This is a genomic window from Variovorax beijingensis, assembly GCF_007828835.1.
Classification (GTDB): Bacteria; Pseudomonadota; Gammaproteobacteria; order Burkholderiales; family Burkholderiaceae_C; genus Variovorax; species Variovorax beijingensis_A.
This window is the reverse complement of record NZ_VIVL01000003.1, coordinates 501,837-517,231: the sequence shown is the minus strand read 5'-3', so window position 1 is coordinate 517,231 and position 15,395 is coordinate 501,837. Positions and strand designations below refer to the sequence as shown.

14 protein-coding genes are annotated in these 15,395 nt (G+C 67.9%); 4 read left to right on the top strand and 10 right to left on the bottom strand.

What is annotated here, in order from left to right:
* Positions 1-43 precede the first annotated feature (43 nt).
* From FB547_RS12930 to FB547_RS12920, 3 genes are read left to right on the top strand one after another with little or no spacing between them, the layout of a single operon-like run.
* Entirely contained in the window at positions 44-2,125 is a 2,082-nt protein-coding gene (locus FB547_RS12930) for a molybdopterin-dependent oxidoreductase (RefSeq protein WP_145742778.1), read from the top strand.
* Positions 2,122-3,252: an aminopeptidase gene (locus FB547_RS12925; protein ID WP_145742777.1), complete on the top strand. Its 1,131-nt coding sequence runs from the start codon at positions 2,122-2,124 to the stop codon at positions 3,250-3,252. The genes FB547_RS12930 and FB547_RS12925 overlap by 4 nt, the downstream gene beginning before the upstream one ends.
* Positions 3,245-3,556, top strand: coding sequence for a polyhydroxyalkanoic acid system family protein (locus FB547_RS12920; protein ID WP_145742775.1), 312 nt, complete (start codon positions 3,245-3,247; stop codon positions 3,554-3,556). The genes FB547_RS12925 and FB547_RS12920 overlap by 8 nt, the downstream gene beginning before the upstream one ends.
* Before the next feature lie 11 nt (positions 3,557-3,567).
* On the opposite strand, the gene FB547_RS12915 is transcribed toward FB547_RS12920, so the two are convergent.
* The 7 genes from FB547_RS12915 to FB547_RS12885 form a co-directional block, all read right to left on the bottom strand.
* Complete coding sequence (locus FB547_RS12915; protein WP_145742773.1) at positions 3,568-4,305, bottom strand: SDR family oxidoreductase; 738 nt, start codon at positions 4,303-4,305, stop codon at positions 3,568-3,570.
* Positions 4,306-4,414: 109 nt separating this feature from the next.
* Entirely contained in the window at positions 4,415-5,941 is a 1,527-nt protein-coding gene (locus tag FB547_RS12910; protein WP_145742771.1) for an FGGY-family carbohydrate kinase, read from the bottom strand.
* A complete protein-coding gene (locus tag FB547_RS12905) occupies positions 5,938-7,074 on the bottom strand; it encodes an alcohol dehydrogenase catalytic domain-containing protein (RefSeq protein ID WP_145742770.1) in 1,137 nt (378 codons plus the stop codon). Before FB547_RS12905 ends, FB547_RS12910 begins: the two co-directional genes overlap by 4 nt.
* 70 nt (positions 7,075-7,144) lie before the next feature.
* Positions 7,145-8,125 (bottom strand): ABC transporter permease, encoded by a 981-nt coding sequence (locus FB547_RS12900; protein WP_145742768.1) that lies wholly within the window; start codon positions 8,123-8,125, stop codon positions 7,145-7,147.
* A 306-nt stretch (positions 8,126-8,431) separates the two neighbouring features.
* A complete protein-coding gene (locus FB547_RS12895) occupies positions 8,432-9,952 on the bottom strand; it encodes a sugar ABC transporter ATP-binding protein (RefSeq protein WP_145742766.1) in 1,521 nt (506 codons plus the stop codon).
* 12 nt (positions 9,953-9,964) lie between these two features.
* On the bottom strand, positions 9,965-10,885 hold the full coding sequence (locus FB547_RS12890) for an ABC transporter substrate-binding protein (RefSeq protein WP_145742764.1): 921 nt from the start codon (positions 10,883-10,885) through the stop codon (positions 9,965-9,967).
* A 110-nt stretch (positions 10,886-10,995) separates the two neighbouring features.
* Entirely contained in the window at positions 10,996-11,886 is an 891-nt protein-coding gene (locus FB547_RS12885) for a helix-turn-helix domain-containing protein (protein ID WP_145742762.1), read from the bottom strand.
* 275 nt (positions 11,887-12,161) lie between these two features.
* On the opposite strand from FB547_RS12885, the gene FB547_RS12880 reads away from it, so the two are divergent.
* Positions 12,162-13,400, top strand: a complete 1,239-nt coding sequence (locus tag FB547_RS12880) for a CaiB/BaiF CoA transferase family protein (RefSeq protein WP_145742760.1) — start codon at positions 12,162-12,164, stop codon at positions 13,398-13,400.
* 10 nt (positions 13,401-13,410) lie between these two features.
* On the opposite strand, the gene FB547_RS12875 is transcribed toward FB547_RS12880, so the two are convergent.
* The 3 genes from FB547_RS12875 to FB547_RS12865 form a co-directional block, all read right to left on the bottom strand.
* Positions 13,411-13,668: an acyl-CoA-binding protein gene (locus FB547_RS12875; RefSeq protein WP_145742758.1), complete on the bottom strand. Its 258-nt coding sequence runs from the start codon at positions 13,666-13,668 to the stop codon at positions 13,411-13,413.
* A 71-nt stretch (positions 13,669-13,739) separates the two neighbouring features.
* Positions 13,740-14,579, bottom strand: a complete 840-nt coding sequence (locus tag FB547_RS12870) for a hypothetical protein (RefSeq protein WP_186454152.1) — start codon at positions 14,577-14,579, stop codon at positions 13,740-13,742.
* Positions 14,580-14,583: 4 nt separating this feature from the next.
* Entirely contained in the window at positions 14,584-15,297 is a 714-nt protein-coding gene (locus FB547_RS12865) for a TetR/AcrR family transcriptional regulator (RefSeq protein WP_145742756.1), read from the bottom strand.
* Between the last annotated feature and the right edge of the window lie 98 nt (positions 15,298-15,395).

Below are 15,395 nucleotides of genomic sequence, written 5' to 3'. Positions count from 1 at the left end.
TGCGCCTGCCGCGCCACTGCCTGGAAAACTTTAGACTTGCCGGATGGTCGATACCCCGGTCTCTGCAACTGTTGTCCCCCCCACCAACACTTCCACGGTCCTGGGCGCCTGTCCGCACGACTGTCCGGACACCTGCGCCCTGGTCACCACCGTCAGGGACGGCGTGGCCGTGAAGCTGCAGGGCAATCCGGCCCATTCGCACACCGCTGGCGTTCTCTGCACCAAGGTTTCGCGCTACATCGAACGCAACGACCACGCCGAAAGGCTCGTCCAGCCCCTGAAGCGGACCGGGCCCAAGGGCAGCGGCCAGTTCGAATCCGTGAGCTGGGAGGCCGCTCTTGACGACATCGCCACGCATCTCCGTGCATTGCAGACGGATCCGGAAACAATTGTGCCTTATAGTTACGCAGGCACGATGGGCCTGGTGCAGGGCGAGTCGATGGATCGACGTTTTTTCCACAAAATGGGCGCCACGCTGCTGGACCGCACGATCTGCTCCATGGCCGGCGGCGAGGCCATGGTCCATACCCTGGGTGCCAAGGCCGGCATGCGGATCGAATTCTTCGCCGAGGCGAAGCTGATCCTGATCTGGGGCAGCAACTCCATTGCCAGCAACCTGCACTTCTGGCGCCACGCCCAGGCCGCCCGGCGCGCTGGGGCGCGGCTGGTGTGCATCGACCCGCGCAAGACCGAAACCGCCGACAAGTGCGACGAGCACATCGCCCTGCTGCCCGGCACCGATGCCGCGCTCGCCCTGGCGCTGATGCACGAACTCATCGTGCACGGCTGGCTCGACCACGATTTCATCGCCAACCACACGCTCGGCTGGGAGCAGCTGAAAGAGCGCGCACTGCAATGGCCGCCTTCGCGCGCGGCCGCCGTGTGCGGCGTGCCCGAGGCGCAGATCGTGGCGCTGGCGCAGGCCTACGGCACCACCCGGCCGGCCGCGATCCGCCTGAACTACGGCATGCAGCGTGTGCGCGGCGGCGGCAACGCGGCGCGCGCCATCGCCTGCCTGCCCGCGCTGGTGGGGGCCTGGCGCGACCGCGCGGGCGGGCTTCTGTTGAGCAGCTCGGGCCACTTTCCGGTCGACCGCGCCGCGCTGCAGCGCCCCGACCTGCTCGCGGGCCGCCAGCCGCGCACCATCAACATGAGCACCATCGGCGACGCGCTGCTCGACCAGGCCAGGCCGGTGAAGGCCATCGTGGTCTACAACAGCAACCCGGTCGCGGTGGCGCCGGAGTCGGGCAAGGTGGTGGCGGGCTTCGCGCGCGAAGACCTCTTCACCGTGGTGCTCGAGCAGTTCCGCACCGACACCGCCGACTACGCCGACTACCTGTTGCCCGCCACCACCCAGCTCGAGCACTGGGACATCCACACCAGCTACGGCCACACCGACGTGCTGCTGAACCGGCCCGCGGTGACGCCGCGCGGCGAGGCGCGCAGCAATGCCTGGGTGTTCCGCGAGCTCGCGCGCCGCATGGGCTTTGACGAGCCCTGCTTCTCGGACGACGACGAGGCACTGTGCCGCAGCGCCTTTGCGCCAGGCGCCATCGACTGCGCGCAGCTGCTGGAACAAGGCTTCACCAGCCTCAAGCTGCCCGAAGCGCCCTTTGCCGAAGGCCGCTTCCCGACGCCTTCGGGCCGCTGCGAATTCTTCAGCGCGCGACTGCAGGCGCAAGGCATGGACGGCCTGCCCGACCACGTGCCCAACTATGAAGCGGCCGGCAGCTCGACCGAGTTTCCGCTGGCCATGATCTCGCCGCCGGCGCGCAATTTCCTCAATTCGACTTTCGTCAACGTGACCAGCCTGCGCGCCATCGAGGGCGAGCCGCTGCTCGAGATCCACGAGGCCGATGCGGCCGCCCGCGGCATCGAGGACGGCGCCATCGTCCGCGTCTTCAACAAGCGCGGCGAGCACCGCTGCCGCGCCGAGGTGTCGCGCCGCGCGCGGCCGGGCGTGGTGCACGGCATGGGCATCTGGTGGCGCAAGCTCGGCCTGGACGGCACCAACGTCAACCAGCTCACCAGCCAGCGCCTGACCGACATCGGCCGCGGGCCGACCTTCTACGACTGCCTGGTCGAGGTCGAGCGCCTTGCTCCCTCTGGGAGAGGGTTGGGGTGAGGGCTGTCCCCGCATCCGCCCTGGCCGCCGCACTGCTGCTGCTCGGTGGCTGCGCCGACCTCGGCTACTACTGGCAGTCGGCCAGCGGGCACCTGAGCATCCTGCGGGTGGCCAAGCCGGTGCCCGCATGGCTCGCGGACCCCGCCGTTTCCGCGCCGCTGAAGGCCAAGCTCGAACTCGCGCAGCGCATCCGCCGCTTCGCCGTGGCCGAACTGGCGCTGCCCGACAACGCCAGCTACACCGCGTATGCCGATCTGCACCGCCCCGCGGCGGTGTGGAACGTGGTGGCTGCGCCGCCGTATTCGCTCACGCTCAAGAGCTGGTGCTTTCCGGTGGCCGGCTGCGTGGGCTACCGCGGCTACTACGACGAGGCCGCCGCCAAGGCCGAGGCCGAGGCGCAGCGCGCCAAGGGCCTGGAAACGGCCGTGTACCCCGTGCCGGCGTATTCCACGCTGGGCTGGATGAACTGGGCTGGCGGCGATCCGCTGCTTTCCACCTTCATCGGCTACCCCGAAGGCGAACTGGCGCGCATCGTGTTCCACGAGCTTGCGCACCAGGTGCTCTACGTACCCGGCGACATCGTCTTCAACGAGTCGTATGCCACCGCGGTGGAACGCATCGGCGGCGCGATGTGGCTGCAGCGCGAGGCCAGCGAGGCGGCGCGCAGCGAGTACGCGCGCTTCGACGGGCAGCGCCAGCAGTTCCGCGCGCTGGCCCTCGAGACCCGCCGCGCGCTCAACCAGGTGTATGAATCCGCCCAGGCCAAGGCCGGCGACTGGAGCGCGGTCGATGCCATGAAGAAGGCCGCGATGGACACCTTTCGCGAGCGCTACGCGAGCCTGCGTGCGCAATGGCAGGGCCCGCGCCAGGGCGCCTACGACCTGTGGGTGGCGCGCGCCAACAATGCGACTTTCGGGGCCCAGGGCGCCTACGACGACCTGGTACCGGGCTTCGAGGCCCTGTTCGCGCGCGAGAACCGCAACTGGCCGCGCTTCTACAAGGAAGTCCGCCGCATCGCCGCGCTGCCGACCATGGAAGAGCGGCGCAACGCATTGCAGACGGCCACGGGATTGCTGCAGACCAATTCCAGCCACGACGACAACAACAACGGAGGGCACGGTGCCTGACATCCATATCGAAAGAAACCACGCACTCGGCATTGCCGGCGCCCGCGAAGTCGCACGCCAGTGGATCGAGCAGGTGGGGCAGGACTACGGCCTGGAATGCACCTACACCGAAGGCGAGGCCTGCGACGTCGCGCAGTTCAGCCGCGCGGGCATCGACGGCACGGTGGAGGTCACGGCCGACACGCTGACGCTGGAGGCGACGCTGGGCTTCCTGTTCAGCAGCTTCAGCGAGCAGATCGAGCAGAAGATCGCGCGCAAGCTCGATGCCTTGCTGGAATCGCCCGGCGGTGCCCGCTTCGCCTGAGCGGCCGGCGATCAGGCGATGGTGTAGCCGCCGTCGACCGGCAGCGCCACGCCGCTGACCATCGATGCGCCATCGGAGAGCAGGAACAGGATCGGTGCCACCACCTCTTCGACCTGGGCGAACCTTCCGAGCGGAATGTTCCCGAGCGCCGCCGCGCTCTTGGCCGGATCGGCCCAGGCCCGCTCGGCCATCGGCGTGAGCGTGACGGTCGGGTTCACGCTGTTCACGCGAATGCCATGCGGCCCGAATTCGAGGCACAGCGAGCGTGTGACCGCATCCATCGCGGCCTTCGATGCGCAATAGCAGAGGTGCGCGTCGAGCGCGACCAGCGCCGCCTGGCTCGACACGTTGACGATGCTGCCGCGCACGCCGGCGGCGATCATCGCCCTGCCGCAGCGCGTGGCGACCAAGGCCGCGGCGCGCGCGTTGACGGCCATCACGGCGTCGAAGCTCTCGGCTTGCAGGTCGAGTGCCGATTCGAGCAGCGCGATGCCGGCGCAGTTCACTACCAGGTCGAAGGCTGGCAGCGTTGCGAACGTGCGTTCCAGTTCAACTGCGTTGGCCACGTCGACCATCAGTGGTGCGCAGCCGGCTTCTGCTTGCAGTGCGTCGAGCGCGGCGGCATTGCGGCCCACGGCCGTCACGGCTGCGCCCGATTGCGCGAGCCGCACGGCGACTGCGCGGCCGATACCGCTGCTTGCACCGGTGACCAGTGCGCGTCGTCCGGAAAAATCGAAAGTTGTCGTCATGGTGCTGCTGTCATGGATTGCGGCTTGTGTTCGGGGCGCGTGCCCAGGCCACCGGGTACTCCCCTCCGCGAATGTCCCCGGACGGCGGGAGCGCGCTGAATGAATGTGTTCATCTCAGCCGATGCATCGCATCGCGCAATGCCGGGTAAAGCAATCTGTAGATATCGAAGCGCTCGCGATAAACAGCCCGCGCCGCAGGCTCGGGCCGCGCGCGTTCCACCAGCGTGACCCAGCCGCGCTCGGCGGTCGCCGCATCGACCAGCCCGGCACCGAGCGCCGCGAGCATTGCCGCACCCAATGCCGCCTCGACCTCTTCCTCGATGGTGAACACCCGGTAGCCCGTAACGTCCGCCACGATCTGCATCCACAGGTCCGAGTGCGCCGCACCGCCGACCACGATCAGCCGATCGTCCAGCGGCTGGCCGCTTTGCCGCCCGGCCTCGATGTTGTGCTGCAGCGCAAAGCTCACGCCCTCGAGCACCGCGCGGTACAGATGAGCGCGGCTGTGCGCGAGCGAAAGGCCGATGAAGGCGCCCTTGGCCTGCGCATCCCAGATCGGGCTGCGCTCGCCCATCAGGTAGGGCAGGAAGACCAGGCCCTCGGCGCCGGGCGGCACCTCGATGGCCTGGCGTTCGATCAGCGCATGCGCGTCCTCGCCGGTGCGCGCGGCCTCGGCCATCTCGGCCTGGCAGAAGGCCTCGCGAAACCAGGTGACGGCCGCACCGGCCGTGATCGCGCCGCCGAACACATAGCTGCGGTCCGCGCCGCGGTAGACATGCGGCATCGTGATGAGCCGGTGGCGCGCATCCACCGTCGGGCTCACGAAGCCCCAGCACATGCTGGTGCCGATCATCGCGACGTGGTCGCCGCTGCCGGTGACGCCCGCACAGAAGGTGGCGACCGCCGCATCGACGCCGCCGGCCATCAGCGGCATGCCCTCGGCGAGGCCGAGCTTCGCGGCCCATTCGGCGTTCAGGCCGCCCACCACGTCGCTCGACTCGACCAGGCGCGGTGGCATCATGCGCGCCGGAATGCCCAGCATGCCGAGCGCCTCGTGGGACCAGCTGCGCTGCGCTGCGTCGTACACGCCGCCGATGTTGCCGGCCGAGCTGTGGTCCACCGCGAGTTCGCCGCTCAGGCGCCAGTTGACGTAGCTGTTGGGCGGCAGGAAGTAGCGCGTCTTCGCCCACACCTCGGGCAGGTGCTCGCGGATCCACAGCATCTTGGTGAAGCCGTAGTAGCTGTCGACGCCATTGCCGGTGATGGCCTGCAGGCGCGCGGCATCGATGTTCGCATTCACCGCATCGACCTCGGCGGTGGCCCGCCGGTCCATCCAGATCAGGCAGGGGTGCAGCGGCTGCATCGCCTCGTCGACCGGAATGCCTGCGCCGCCATAGAGGCTGCTCACGCACATCGCCGCAATGTCCGCTGCAGCGACGCCGCTCTTCGCGACGCAGGCGCGCACGCTCTCGCAGACCGCGCTGAACCACACATCGCAGTCCTGCTGCGCCCACAGCGGCTTCGGCGTGTCGGGCTGGTAGGCCACGCTCGCCTGCGCATGCACCTTGCCGTTGGTGGAGGCCAGCAGGCACTTGGTGCTCTGCGTGCCGATGTCGACGCCGATCACGTATTTCATGTTGCCGTGCGGGGCTGCGGCTTGAGCAGCACCTTGATGGAATCGAGCGAGTTGGCCAGTGTGAAGGCGCGCTCCCACTCGGTCAACGGAAAGTCGTGCGTCACGATGCCCTTCGAGGTGACGAGCCCGCGCGCCAGCAGGTCGATGGCAATCGGATAGCAGTAGGGCCCCAGGTGCGCGCCGCGCACGTCGAGCTCCTTGCGGTCGCCGATGATCGACCAGTCGGCGCTGGTTTCCGAGCCGAATACGCTGAACTCGACGAAGCGGCCGAGCTTGCGGATCATCTCCAGCCCCTGCGTCACGCCGATGGGCGCGCCGGTGGTCTCGATGTAGACGTCGCAGCCGTAGCCTTCGGTCAGGCCCTTGACGATGGCGTCGGCATTCTCGGTCTTGGGGTTGATCGTCACGTCGGCGCCGAACTGCTTGGCCAGTGCGAGGCGCTCGGGCACGAGGTCGATCACGATCAGCTTCTTCGGCGTCTTCAGCGCGGCCACCTGCACCATCATCAAGCCCAGCGGGCCGGCGCCGGCAATCACCACCACGTCGTCCAGCTGGATGTCGCCGCGGTTCACCGTGTGGATCGCGCAGGAGAGCGGCTCGATGATGGCCGCGTCTTCCAGCGAGATCCCGTCGGGGATCTTGTGCACGCGCGAGGTCGGCGGCAGCCGCATGTAGTCGGCCATGCCGCCGTCGGCCACGATGCGCTGGAAGCCGAAGATGTTGTGCACCTCGCACATCCAGTATTTGCCCGAGGTGCAGAAGCGACACTTGCCGCAGGGCACGATCTGTTCGGCGATCACGCGGTCGCCTTTCTCCACGCCGAAGTGCCCGGCCGCGCCTTCGCCGAGCGCCTCGACATAGCCGAAGAATTCATGGCCGGGGATGACCGGCGCCTTGACCCACGAAGGCTGGCCGTCGCCGCCCCAGAACATCTTCGCGCCCGAGTGGCACTTGCAGTCGGAGGCGCAGATGCCGCAGGCCGCGATGGAGATCAGCAGTTCGTTCGGGCCGATGCTGGGCATCGCGACGGTTTCGAGGCGGTAGTCCTTGGGACCGTGGCAGACGACGGCCTGCATGGCGGCGAGTTGGCCGATGGCGCCCGATGCGCCGGGCTGGAGCTTTTGATAAGACATGGGTTCCTTGTGGTCAGAGGGCGTTGGAGATTTCTCCTTCCCCTGGGAGGGGAAGGAGCAAGACAAGGGGTCAGCGTTTGGCTTCCCGGCTGATGAAGATCGCGAGCAGCACGATCCCGCCCTTGATGATCAGTTGCAGATACGGCGACACGCCGATCATGTTGAGCCCGTTGTTCAGCACACCCAGCAGCAGCGCACCGACCAGCGTGCCCACGATCGCGCCGCGCCCGCCGGCAATCGACGTACCGCCCATCACCACCGCCGCGATCGCGTCGAGTTCGAAGCCCACGCCCACGCCGGGCTGGCCGCTGGTCACGCGCGCTGCCTGCACGATGCCGGCGACGGCGGCGGTGAAGCCGCTCAGCGCATACACCAGCAGCTTGTAGCGCGACACGCGCACGCCCGAGAGCCGCGTCGCTTCCTCGTTGCCGCCGATGGCATACACGTAGCGGCCGAAGGGTGCCATGTTGAGCAGCACGTACGCCACGAGGTAGGTGGCCAGCATGATCAGGATCGGCACCTTGATGCCCGCGAGCACGCCGCCGCCGAGGAAGGCGAACGAGTCGGGCAATCCATCGATCGGATAGCCGCCGGTATAGATCAGCGCAATGCCGCGCGCGATGCCCATGGTGGCCAGCGTCACGATGATCGGCGGCATGCGCAGGTAGGCCACGCAGTAGCCGTTGAAGAGGCCGATCACGACGCCGACGGCCAGCCCCAGCGGCACGGCGAGCATGGGCGGCAGTCCGAACTGAACCATCATCCCCGAGGCCAGCGTGCCGGAGAGCGCCACCACCGCGCCGACCGAGAGATCGATGCCGCCGGTGAGGATGGCGGCGGTCATGCCGACCGCGATGATCGCGTTGATCGAGGACTGCAGTGCGATGTTCTGCAGGTTGCCCCAGGAGAGAAAGTTGTCGGTTGCGACGATCATGAAGACCGAGATCGCTACCAGTCCTACCAATGGAAGAAAGGCTGTGGAGCGGCGCAGCTGGGTGAAGAGTCCTCCATCAAGCGCCGGTGGTGTCGGGTGGGTTGCGGTTGCATTCATTTCAGGTGCTCCATGGCGCATTGCTTGAAGATGGGCGCTGTTGTTCAGGGTGTGTGCACAGGCCACCGGGTACTCCCCTCCGCGAATGTCCCCCGCCTTCGGCTCCTCCTTTATTTCGCTGCGGGGAGCACCCGATGCCCTGTGCACGATGGGCGCGGCCGTTGTGCTGGCCGATCAACCGGTGCTCTGAACAACGATCACGTCGATGGGGTGCCTTGCGCAGCGAAATCAAGGAGGAGGCCGCAGGCCGGGGGACATTCGCGGAGCAAGGTACCCCGTCGGCGGGAGCGCGCCCTGAAGCAACAGTCATTGCAAGCCTCCAGAAGACGTAGCGTGCCGCATGATGTCCCCCGAATTGATGGCGTCGCCCTCGAGCGTGGCCACGATGGCGCCGCCCGAGAACACCGCCACGCGGTCGCACATGCCCACGATCTCGGGCAGCTCGCTCGAGATCATGAGGATGGACTTGCCTTGGCGCGTGAGTTCGCGCATCAGGCCGTAGATCTCGGCCTTGGCGCCCACGTCGATGCCGCGCGTGGGCTCGTCGAAGATCAGCACTTCGCTCGCGTGGCCGAGCCAGCGCGCGATCACCACCTTCTGCTGGTTGCCGCCCGACAGCGTGGCCACGCGCGTCTCGATGCCGGGCGCCTTCACGCCCACGCGCTTCGAGAGTTCGGTGGCCGACTGTTTTTCCGACCTCTGGCTCACGAGCCCGCCGCGCCTGTGGCGGCCGAGGTTGTTCATCGAGATGTTGAAGCGGATCGTGAAGTCGGTGATCAGCCCCTCGACCTTGCGGCTCTCGGGCAGCAGGCCGATGCCGTTCTCCAGGGCCTCTGTCGGGTCGCTCAGCCGCACGGGCCGTCCGTTGCGCAGCACCGTCTTGCGGTGCACGCGGTCGGCGCCCATCATGCCCAGCGCGAGCTCGGTGCGGCCCGAACCGACCAGCCCCGCGAAGCCGAGGATCTCGCCTTCGTGCAGGTCGAAGCTGTTGACCGGCCCGCCCCTGGCGAGCTGGATCTCGGGCACTTCGAGCACCTTGCGTCCGCACGGCGCGGGCTGCGGCTTGGGCGGAAAGCTGTGCTCGATGCGGCGGCCGACCATCATCTCGACCAGCGCATCCACATTCGTCGCGCCCACCTCCGCATGCCCTGCATTGGCGCCGTCGCGCAGCACGCTGATGCGGTCGCACACCTCGAAGATCTCCTCCAGGTGGTGCGAGATGAAGATCATCGCCACGCCCCTGGCACGCAGCTCGCGCATGATCTTGAAGAGATGCCCGGCCTCGTTCGGCGTGAGCGTGGCGGTGGGCTCGTCGAGCACCAGCAGCTTGGCGTCGAGCGACAGCGCCTTGCCGATCTCCACGAACTGCTGCTGCGCCACCGAGAGCCGGCAGATCGGCACGCCAAGGTCGATCTGCACGCCCAGCTCGTCGAAGAGCTGCCGCGCCGAACGCTTCATCGCGGCCTTGTCCATCAGTCCGAAGCGGTTTGTCAGGTAGCGGCCAAGAAAGATGTTCTCCACCGCGTTCAGGTACGGCACCAGGCTGAACTCCTGGAAGATGATGCCGATGCCCGCCGCGATCGCATCGTTGTAGCCCGCGAAATTGCGCTCCCTGCCCTCGATGAAGATGCGCCCCTCGTCGGCTTGGTGGATGCCGCCGAGGATCTTCATCAGCGTCGACTTGCCCGCGCCGTTCTCGCCGAGCAGCGCATGCACCTCGCCCTTGCGGATCGAGAGGTCGATGCCCGAGAGCGCCTTCACGCCCGGAAAGCGCTTGGACACGCCTTCCAGCCGGAGCATCTCTTCTGGTGCGGAGGAGGAGGTCATGGCCCGCGCCGATTACCAGGTGAAGGTCTTCGCGCCCTCGGCGTCGATCAGCTTCACGTCCACCGGCACGGCGGCCGGCACGTTGGCGCCCCACTTCCTGGCAAGCGCGATGCCGATGGCCAGGCGGATCTGGTCGCGCGGGTACTGCGCGGTGGTGGCGATGAACTTCGAGCCCGGCTTCTGCATTGCCTTGATGGCTTCGGGCGCGCCGTCCACGCTCGCGAGCTTCACGTCCTTGCCGCTGGCCTCGATGGCCGCCAGCGCGCCCATCGAGCCGCCGTCATTCACGCTGAAGATGCCCTTCAGGTCCTTGTTGGCCTGCAGGATGTTCTCGGTGACGGTGAGCGCGGTGGCGCGCTCCTGCTTGCCGTTCTGCGTGCTGACCACCTTGATGCCGGGGTACTTGGCGAGCGCTTCGCGGCAGCCCTTCACGCGCTCCAGGATCGGCACCACCGGAATGCCGTCGAGGATCGCCACGTCGCCTTTCTCGCCGATGCTCTTGGCAAGGTATTCGCAGGCGAGCCGGCCGGCGTCGGTGTTCTTCGAGCCGACGAAGGAGTCGACCGGTCCCTGCGCGTTGGCATCCACCGCCACCACGATCAGCCCCGCCTTCTTGGCCGAGCGCACGGCCGACTGCACAGCGGTGGAGTCGGTCGGGTTCAGCAGCAGGATGTCGATCTTCTTCTGGATCATGTCCTCCACGTCGCCGATCTGCTTGGCCACGTCGTGCCGCGCGTCGGTGGTGACCACCGTCGCGCCGATGCTGGCCGCGGCTTCCTCGAGCGCCTGCTTCATCGTCACGAAGTAGGGGTTGTTGAGTTCCTGGAAGGTCATGCCGATGCGCAGCGGCTGCTTCGGTGCCTGCGCCTGGGCGGCGGAGGCGCCGCAGACCAGCGCGGCGGTGAGGGCGGTGGCTTTGAGGATGTTCTTCATGGTGGCTGTCTCCTTGAGGTTGTCTCTGTTTGAAAAACGCTGGCAAAGGGTCGCCCTGCGCGGCGCCTGTGCGCCGCGCCAGAAACGACGCGGGGGAACTCGGGGGCGCGCTAGGGCGGACTGGCGGCGCGCGATGCGGCGGCCTGCATGCGATGAAAACTGCGGAACTTGCTCGGCGGCATGCGCTTGTGCAGCAGGAACTGCCGGTTGAAGTTCGACACGTTGTTGAAGCCCACGTCCATGCAGACGTCGAGCACCGGCTTCTCGCTGCTGGTGAGCAGCTCGCAGGCCCGGCTGATGCGCAGCCGGTTCACGTAGCGCACGAACGACTGGCCCGTGTGCTTGCGGAAGGCACGCGAGAACGCGCTCGGGCTCTGGCCCACCAGCTCGGCCAGCATCGGCTCGCGCAGGTCGTCGCCGAGGTTGGCCGCGATGTGCGCCAGCACGTTGTTGATGGCGTGCGACATGAAGGCCTTGGGGTCGGGCTCGAACGCCGGGCTCGCAAGCCGCTGGCGGTCCTTGCTGTCCACCAGCAGTTCGAGCAGCGAGAGCAGCAGGATCACGCGGCGCAGACCGCGCGCTTCGAGCAGCGACTCCATGATCGGCTTGGCGGCAGCGGCGGTTTCGGCCGAGAACAGCAGGCCCGAGCCCGATTCGGCCAGCAGCAGCGCGATGCGCTCGAACTCGGGAAAGGTGGCCGCCATGTTCTTCGCCAGCTGCGCCGGAAACTGGATCACGATGCCGCGCCGCTCCACGCTCTGGCCCGTCGGCACGTCGCTGATCCAGTTGTGCGGCAGGTCGGGGCCCATGAGCACGAGGTTGCCGGGCTCGAAGTGGCCGACGTGGTCGCCCACGAAATACACGCCGCGGGTCTCGACGATCAGCTGGATTTCGTACTCGGGGTGGAAATGCCAGCGCACCGTGCGATACGGATAGCCGTGCGCCCAGGCGGTGAACGATTCGTCACCGCGGACTTCGACGATTTCCAGATCGGGTTGCATGGACGGTTCCTTTTCCTTGTCTCGGGGCGCACTGTACGAATCGCCCAGGGCGCCAACAACCAGAGATGGCGCCCGAAATTGATACTTTTTTGACCTTTGTGCAAGCCTGCCGGCCCAGGCATTGCATCGCAGCAAAGCCCTTTCTCCTCGGGAGAGAGGCCGTGCCGCGCGGCGATTGCTGCACTGCCGCAAGAGCGAACGGCGTGGCGTCAAGAATTCATAGGTGTTTTCCCGCCCCGCGAAGGCCCGGCGGCGGCACGGCACACTCTGGCGCCATGACGAACACCTCTTCTTCTCTCCCGGCCGCAGGCCCGCTGGCCGGCCTCAAGGTCGTCGAGCTCGGGCAGCTGATCGCCGGGCCTTTCGCGGCGCGCACGCTGGCCGACTTCGGCGCCGAGGTCATCAAGATCGAGCCGCCTGGCGCGGGCGATCCGCTGCGCAGCTGGCGGCTCCTGAAGGATGGCACCTCGGTGTGGTGGCAGGTGCAGTCGCGCAACAAGCGTTCGCTCGCGCTCGACCTGCGCCAGGCCGAGGCACAGGCCGTGGTGCGGCAGCTGGCGGCCGAGGCCGACGTGCTGGTCGAGAACTTCCGCCCCGGCGCGATGGAAGGCTGGGGCCTCGGCCCCGACGAACTGCTGGCCGCCAACCCCGCGCTCGTGATGCTGCGCATCAGCGGCTACGGCCAGACCGGCCCCTACCGCGACCGGCCGGGCTTCGGCGTGGTGGCCGAGGCCATGGGCGGGCTGCGCCACCTCACGGGCGAGCCCGGCCGCGTGCCGGTGCGCGTGGGCGTGTCGATCGGCGACACGCTGGCCTCGCTGCATGGCGTGATCGGCGTGCTGATGGCGATGCAGCACCGCCATGCCACCGTCAGCGCCGAGCATCCGAAGGGCCGCGGCCAGGTGGTCGACGTGGCGCTCTACGAGGCGGTCTTCAACTGCATGGAGAGCCTGCTGCCCGAGTACAGCGCGTTCGGCGCGGTGCGCGAGGCGGCCGGCAGCGCGCTGCCCGGCATCGCGCCGACCAACGCCTACCGCTGCGCCGACGGCGGCTACGCCATCGTCGCGGGCAATGGCGACAGCATCTTCCGCCGGCTGATGGAATGCATCGGCCGGCCCGACCTTGCGGCCGATCCGTCATTGGCCGGCAACACGGGCCGGGTGGCGCAGGTGGAAATGCTCGATGCCGCGATCGGCGACTGGACCGCGGGCCGCACGGTGGACGAGGTGCTGGCCGCACTCGATGCGGCGCAGGTGCCGGCCGGCCGCATCTACACCATTGCCGACATCGCGGCCGACCCGCACTACGCCGCGCGCGGCATGTTGCAGCAGGTGCGCATGCCCGACGGCAGCGCGCTCGCGGTGCCGGGCTTCGTGCCCAAGCTGTCGCTCACGCCGGCCAGCCACCGGCGCAATGCGCCGGCGCTGGGCGCGGACACCGACGCAGTCCTGAAGGAGATCGGCCTCAACGCCAAGCAGATCGCCGCGCTGCATGCGCGCGGGATCGTCGGCTGAGCGCTGCGGGTCAGGCGCGAAGCGACTCGATCAGGTCGATGTACTTCTGCTTCGCCTCGTCGGCGCTCAGGCCCTTTTGCGCGGTCCAGGCATCCCACTTGGCGCGCGCGACGATGTCGCTGAAGCTCGGCTTCTTGGCGGTGTTGTCGCCTTCGGTGGCCTGCTTGAAGAGGCCGTAGATCTTGAGCAGCGTCGGGTTGTCGGGGCGCTCCGGCAGCAGCTTGGAGTTGGCCTGGGCGGCTTCGAAGAGGGCGTTGAGGTCGGACATGGCGGTCGGAGTGGAAAAGCGGGAAACCCGCATCTTAAAGTGCGCGGTACCCGTGGGTACCAACGCGCGGCTCAGTCCGTCAGGCCGGCGCGCGCCAGTTCCACGTCGAGCCGTTCCTTGGCATCCGCCGGCTTCAGCGCGGCGGCCTTCTCGTAGAGCTGCGTGGCCTCGCCCAGGCGCGCATCGCCGTGCAGCATGAGCAGCGCGCGGCCGTATTCCATGAGCGCGCTCGGCGAATGGGGATGCAGCTCCAGGCCGCGCTCGAACAGCTCGACCGACATTTCGGCGCGCACGCCGTAGGTCATGCGGCCGACCAGCGCGCCCACCTTGTCGATCACTTCGGCGTGGAAGGCGGCCAGCGCGATGTGCGCATCGGCATGCTGCGGCTGCAGCTCGATCACGCGCTCGAGTGCCTCCTTGAGCTTGCTGCCGAGGCCCTGCGCCAGCGCGCGCGCCACGCTGATGCCCTGGCTGTAGCGCCCGAGCGCATAGGCCTGCCAGTAGAGCGCGTGGCAGTTGTCGGGCTCGGCGCTGGCTTGTGCGGCGGCGCGTTCGATGACCTGCCGGAACATCGAGAGCCGGACTGATTCGCGCGGCTCCAGGTAGTTGGCATAAACGGCGGTGGCCTGGTTGGCCAGCACCAGGCCCTCCGGGCCGTGCGCCAGGCCGAGCGCGGCGGCGCGCTCGAACTCGCCGTTGTGATAGAGCGCCCAGCCATCGGCCAGCGGATGTCCGCTCGGCGGGGGCGGCAGGGCGTGGCCGGCGTGCAGCCGGGGCCAGTGCCGCAGCAGGCTGTGCGCGTCATAGCGCGGCAGGTCGGCGTAGGGCAGCGGTGTCCAGGATTGCGCAGCAGCCGCGGCAACCGGGCTGGCGGACATCAGCGAGAGCGGCTTGAAATCTGGATGGGACATGGCGTTAGCGGGCCTCGGCTGCCAAATCGGCGGCGGCCTCCGCAGGCCGCACGCTTGCGGGATCATCGCCGCTGTAGGCGTTGCTCAGTGTCAGCAAATGCCGCCGCTGCTCGCCTTCGAGGTACGGCGCGAGCAGGTGCAGCGTGTGCTGGCCGCCGCGCATCAGCGCGCCCTGGGCGTGGGCCGGTTCGAGCGCCTCGCGCGGATTGCGCACGTACTCGTAGCTGAGCCAGTAGGTCAGCACCACCACCATGCTCTGGGCGAGGGTGTCGACCTCGTGCACGTCGATGTCCAGGTGGCCGGCCCGGCTCAGCCCCGCGATCAGCATGCGGATGGCGCGCGTCTTGTTCTTGAGCACCAGCTGGAACTGCGTTTCCAGGTGCCGGTTCTTGCTCAGCAGGTCGTTCAGGTCGCGGTAGAGGAAGCGGTAGCGCCAGATCAGCTCGAACAGGCTGTGCATGAAGAACCAGGCGTCTTCCACATCGTGCACGCCTTCGCTGGCATGCAGCAGCTCGTTGAGCTCGGCCTCGTAGCCTTCGTAGAGCTTGTTGATCAGCTCTTCCTTGGCGGGGTAGTGGTAGTAGAGGTTGCCGGGGCTGATGTTGAGCTCGCCCGCCACCAGCGTGGTGGAGACGTTCGGCTCGCCGAAGCGGTTGAACAGCTCGAGTGCGGCTTCGAGGATGCGTTGCGCTGTGCGGCGTGGCGCCTTCTTGGCCATGTCAGTCCCCGTTTTTTATCTCTTGGGGACACTCTAGCCTATGTGCACTGCACCATGAATGCGCCAGCGCAATGTTTTGCGGCGGCGTGCGTTGTGCA

What these genes read in the sequence shown, in the direction of transcription:
- FB547_RS12930 (WP_145742778.1), top strand. Translation starts at nt 44, where the DNA reads ATGGTCGATACCCCGGTCTCTGCAACTGTTGTCCCCCCCACCAACACT.
- FB547_RS12915 (WP_145742773.1), bottom strand. Translation starts at nt 4,305, where the DNA reads ATGACGACAACTTTCGATTTTTCCGGACGACGCGCACTGGTCACCGGT.
- FB547_RS12910 (WP_145742771.1), bottom strand. Translation starts at nt 5,941, where the DNA reads ATGAAATACGTGATCGGCGTCGACATCGGCACGCAGAGCACCAAGTGC.
- FB547_RS12905 (WP_145742770.1), bottom strand. Translation starts at nt 7,074, where the DNA reads ATGTCTTATCAAAAGCTCCAGCCCGGCGCATCGGGCGCCATCGGCCAA.
- FB547_RS12900 (WP_145742768.1), bottom strand. Translation starts at nt 8,125, where the DNA reads ATGAATGCAACCGCAACCCACCCGACACCACCGGCGCTTGATGGAGGA.
- FB547_RS12895 (WP_145742766.1), bottom strand. Translation starts at nt 9,952, where the DNA reads ATGACCTCCTCCTCCGCACCAGAAGAGATGCTCCGGCTGGAAGGCGTG.
- FB547_RS12890 (WP_145742764.1), bottom strand. Translation starts at nt 10,885, where the DNA reads ATGAAGAACATCCTCAAAGCCACCGCCCTCACCGCCGCGCTGGTCTGC.
- FB547_RS12885 (WP_145742762.1), bottom strand. Translation starts at nt 11,886, where the DNA reads ATGCAACCCGATCTGGAAATCGTCGAAGTCCGCGGTGACGAATCGTTC.
- FB547_RS12880 (WP_145742760.1), top strand. Translation starts at nt 12,162, where the DNA reads ATGACGAACACCTCTTCTTCTCTCCCGGCCGCAGGCCCGCTGGCCGGC.
- FB547_RS12875 (WP_145742758.1), bottom strand. Translation starts at nt 13,668, where the DNA reads ATGTCCGACCTCAACGCCCTCTTCGAAGCCGCCCAGGCCAACTCCAAG.
- FB547_RS12870 (WP_186454152.1), bottom strand. Translation starts at nt 14,579, where the DNA reads ATGTCCCATCCAGATTTCAAGCCGCTCTCGCTGATGTCCGCCAGCCCG.
- FB547_RS12865 (WP_145742756.1), bottom strand. Translation starts at nt 15,297, where the DNA reads ATGGCCAAGAAGGCGCCACGCCGCACAGCGCAACGCATCCTCGAAGCC.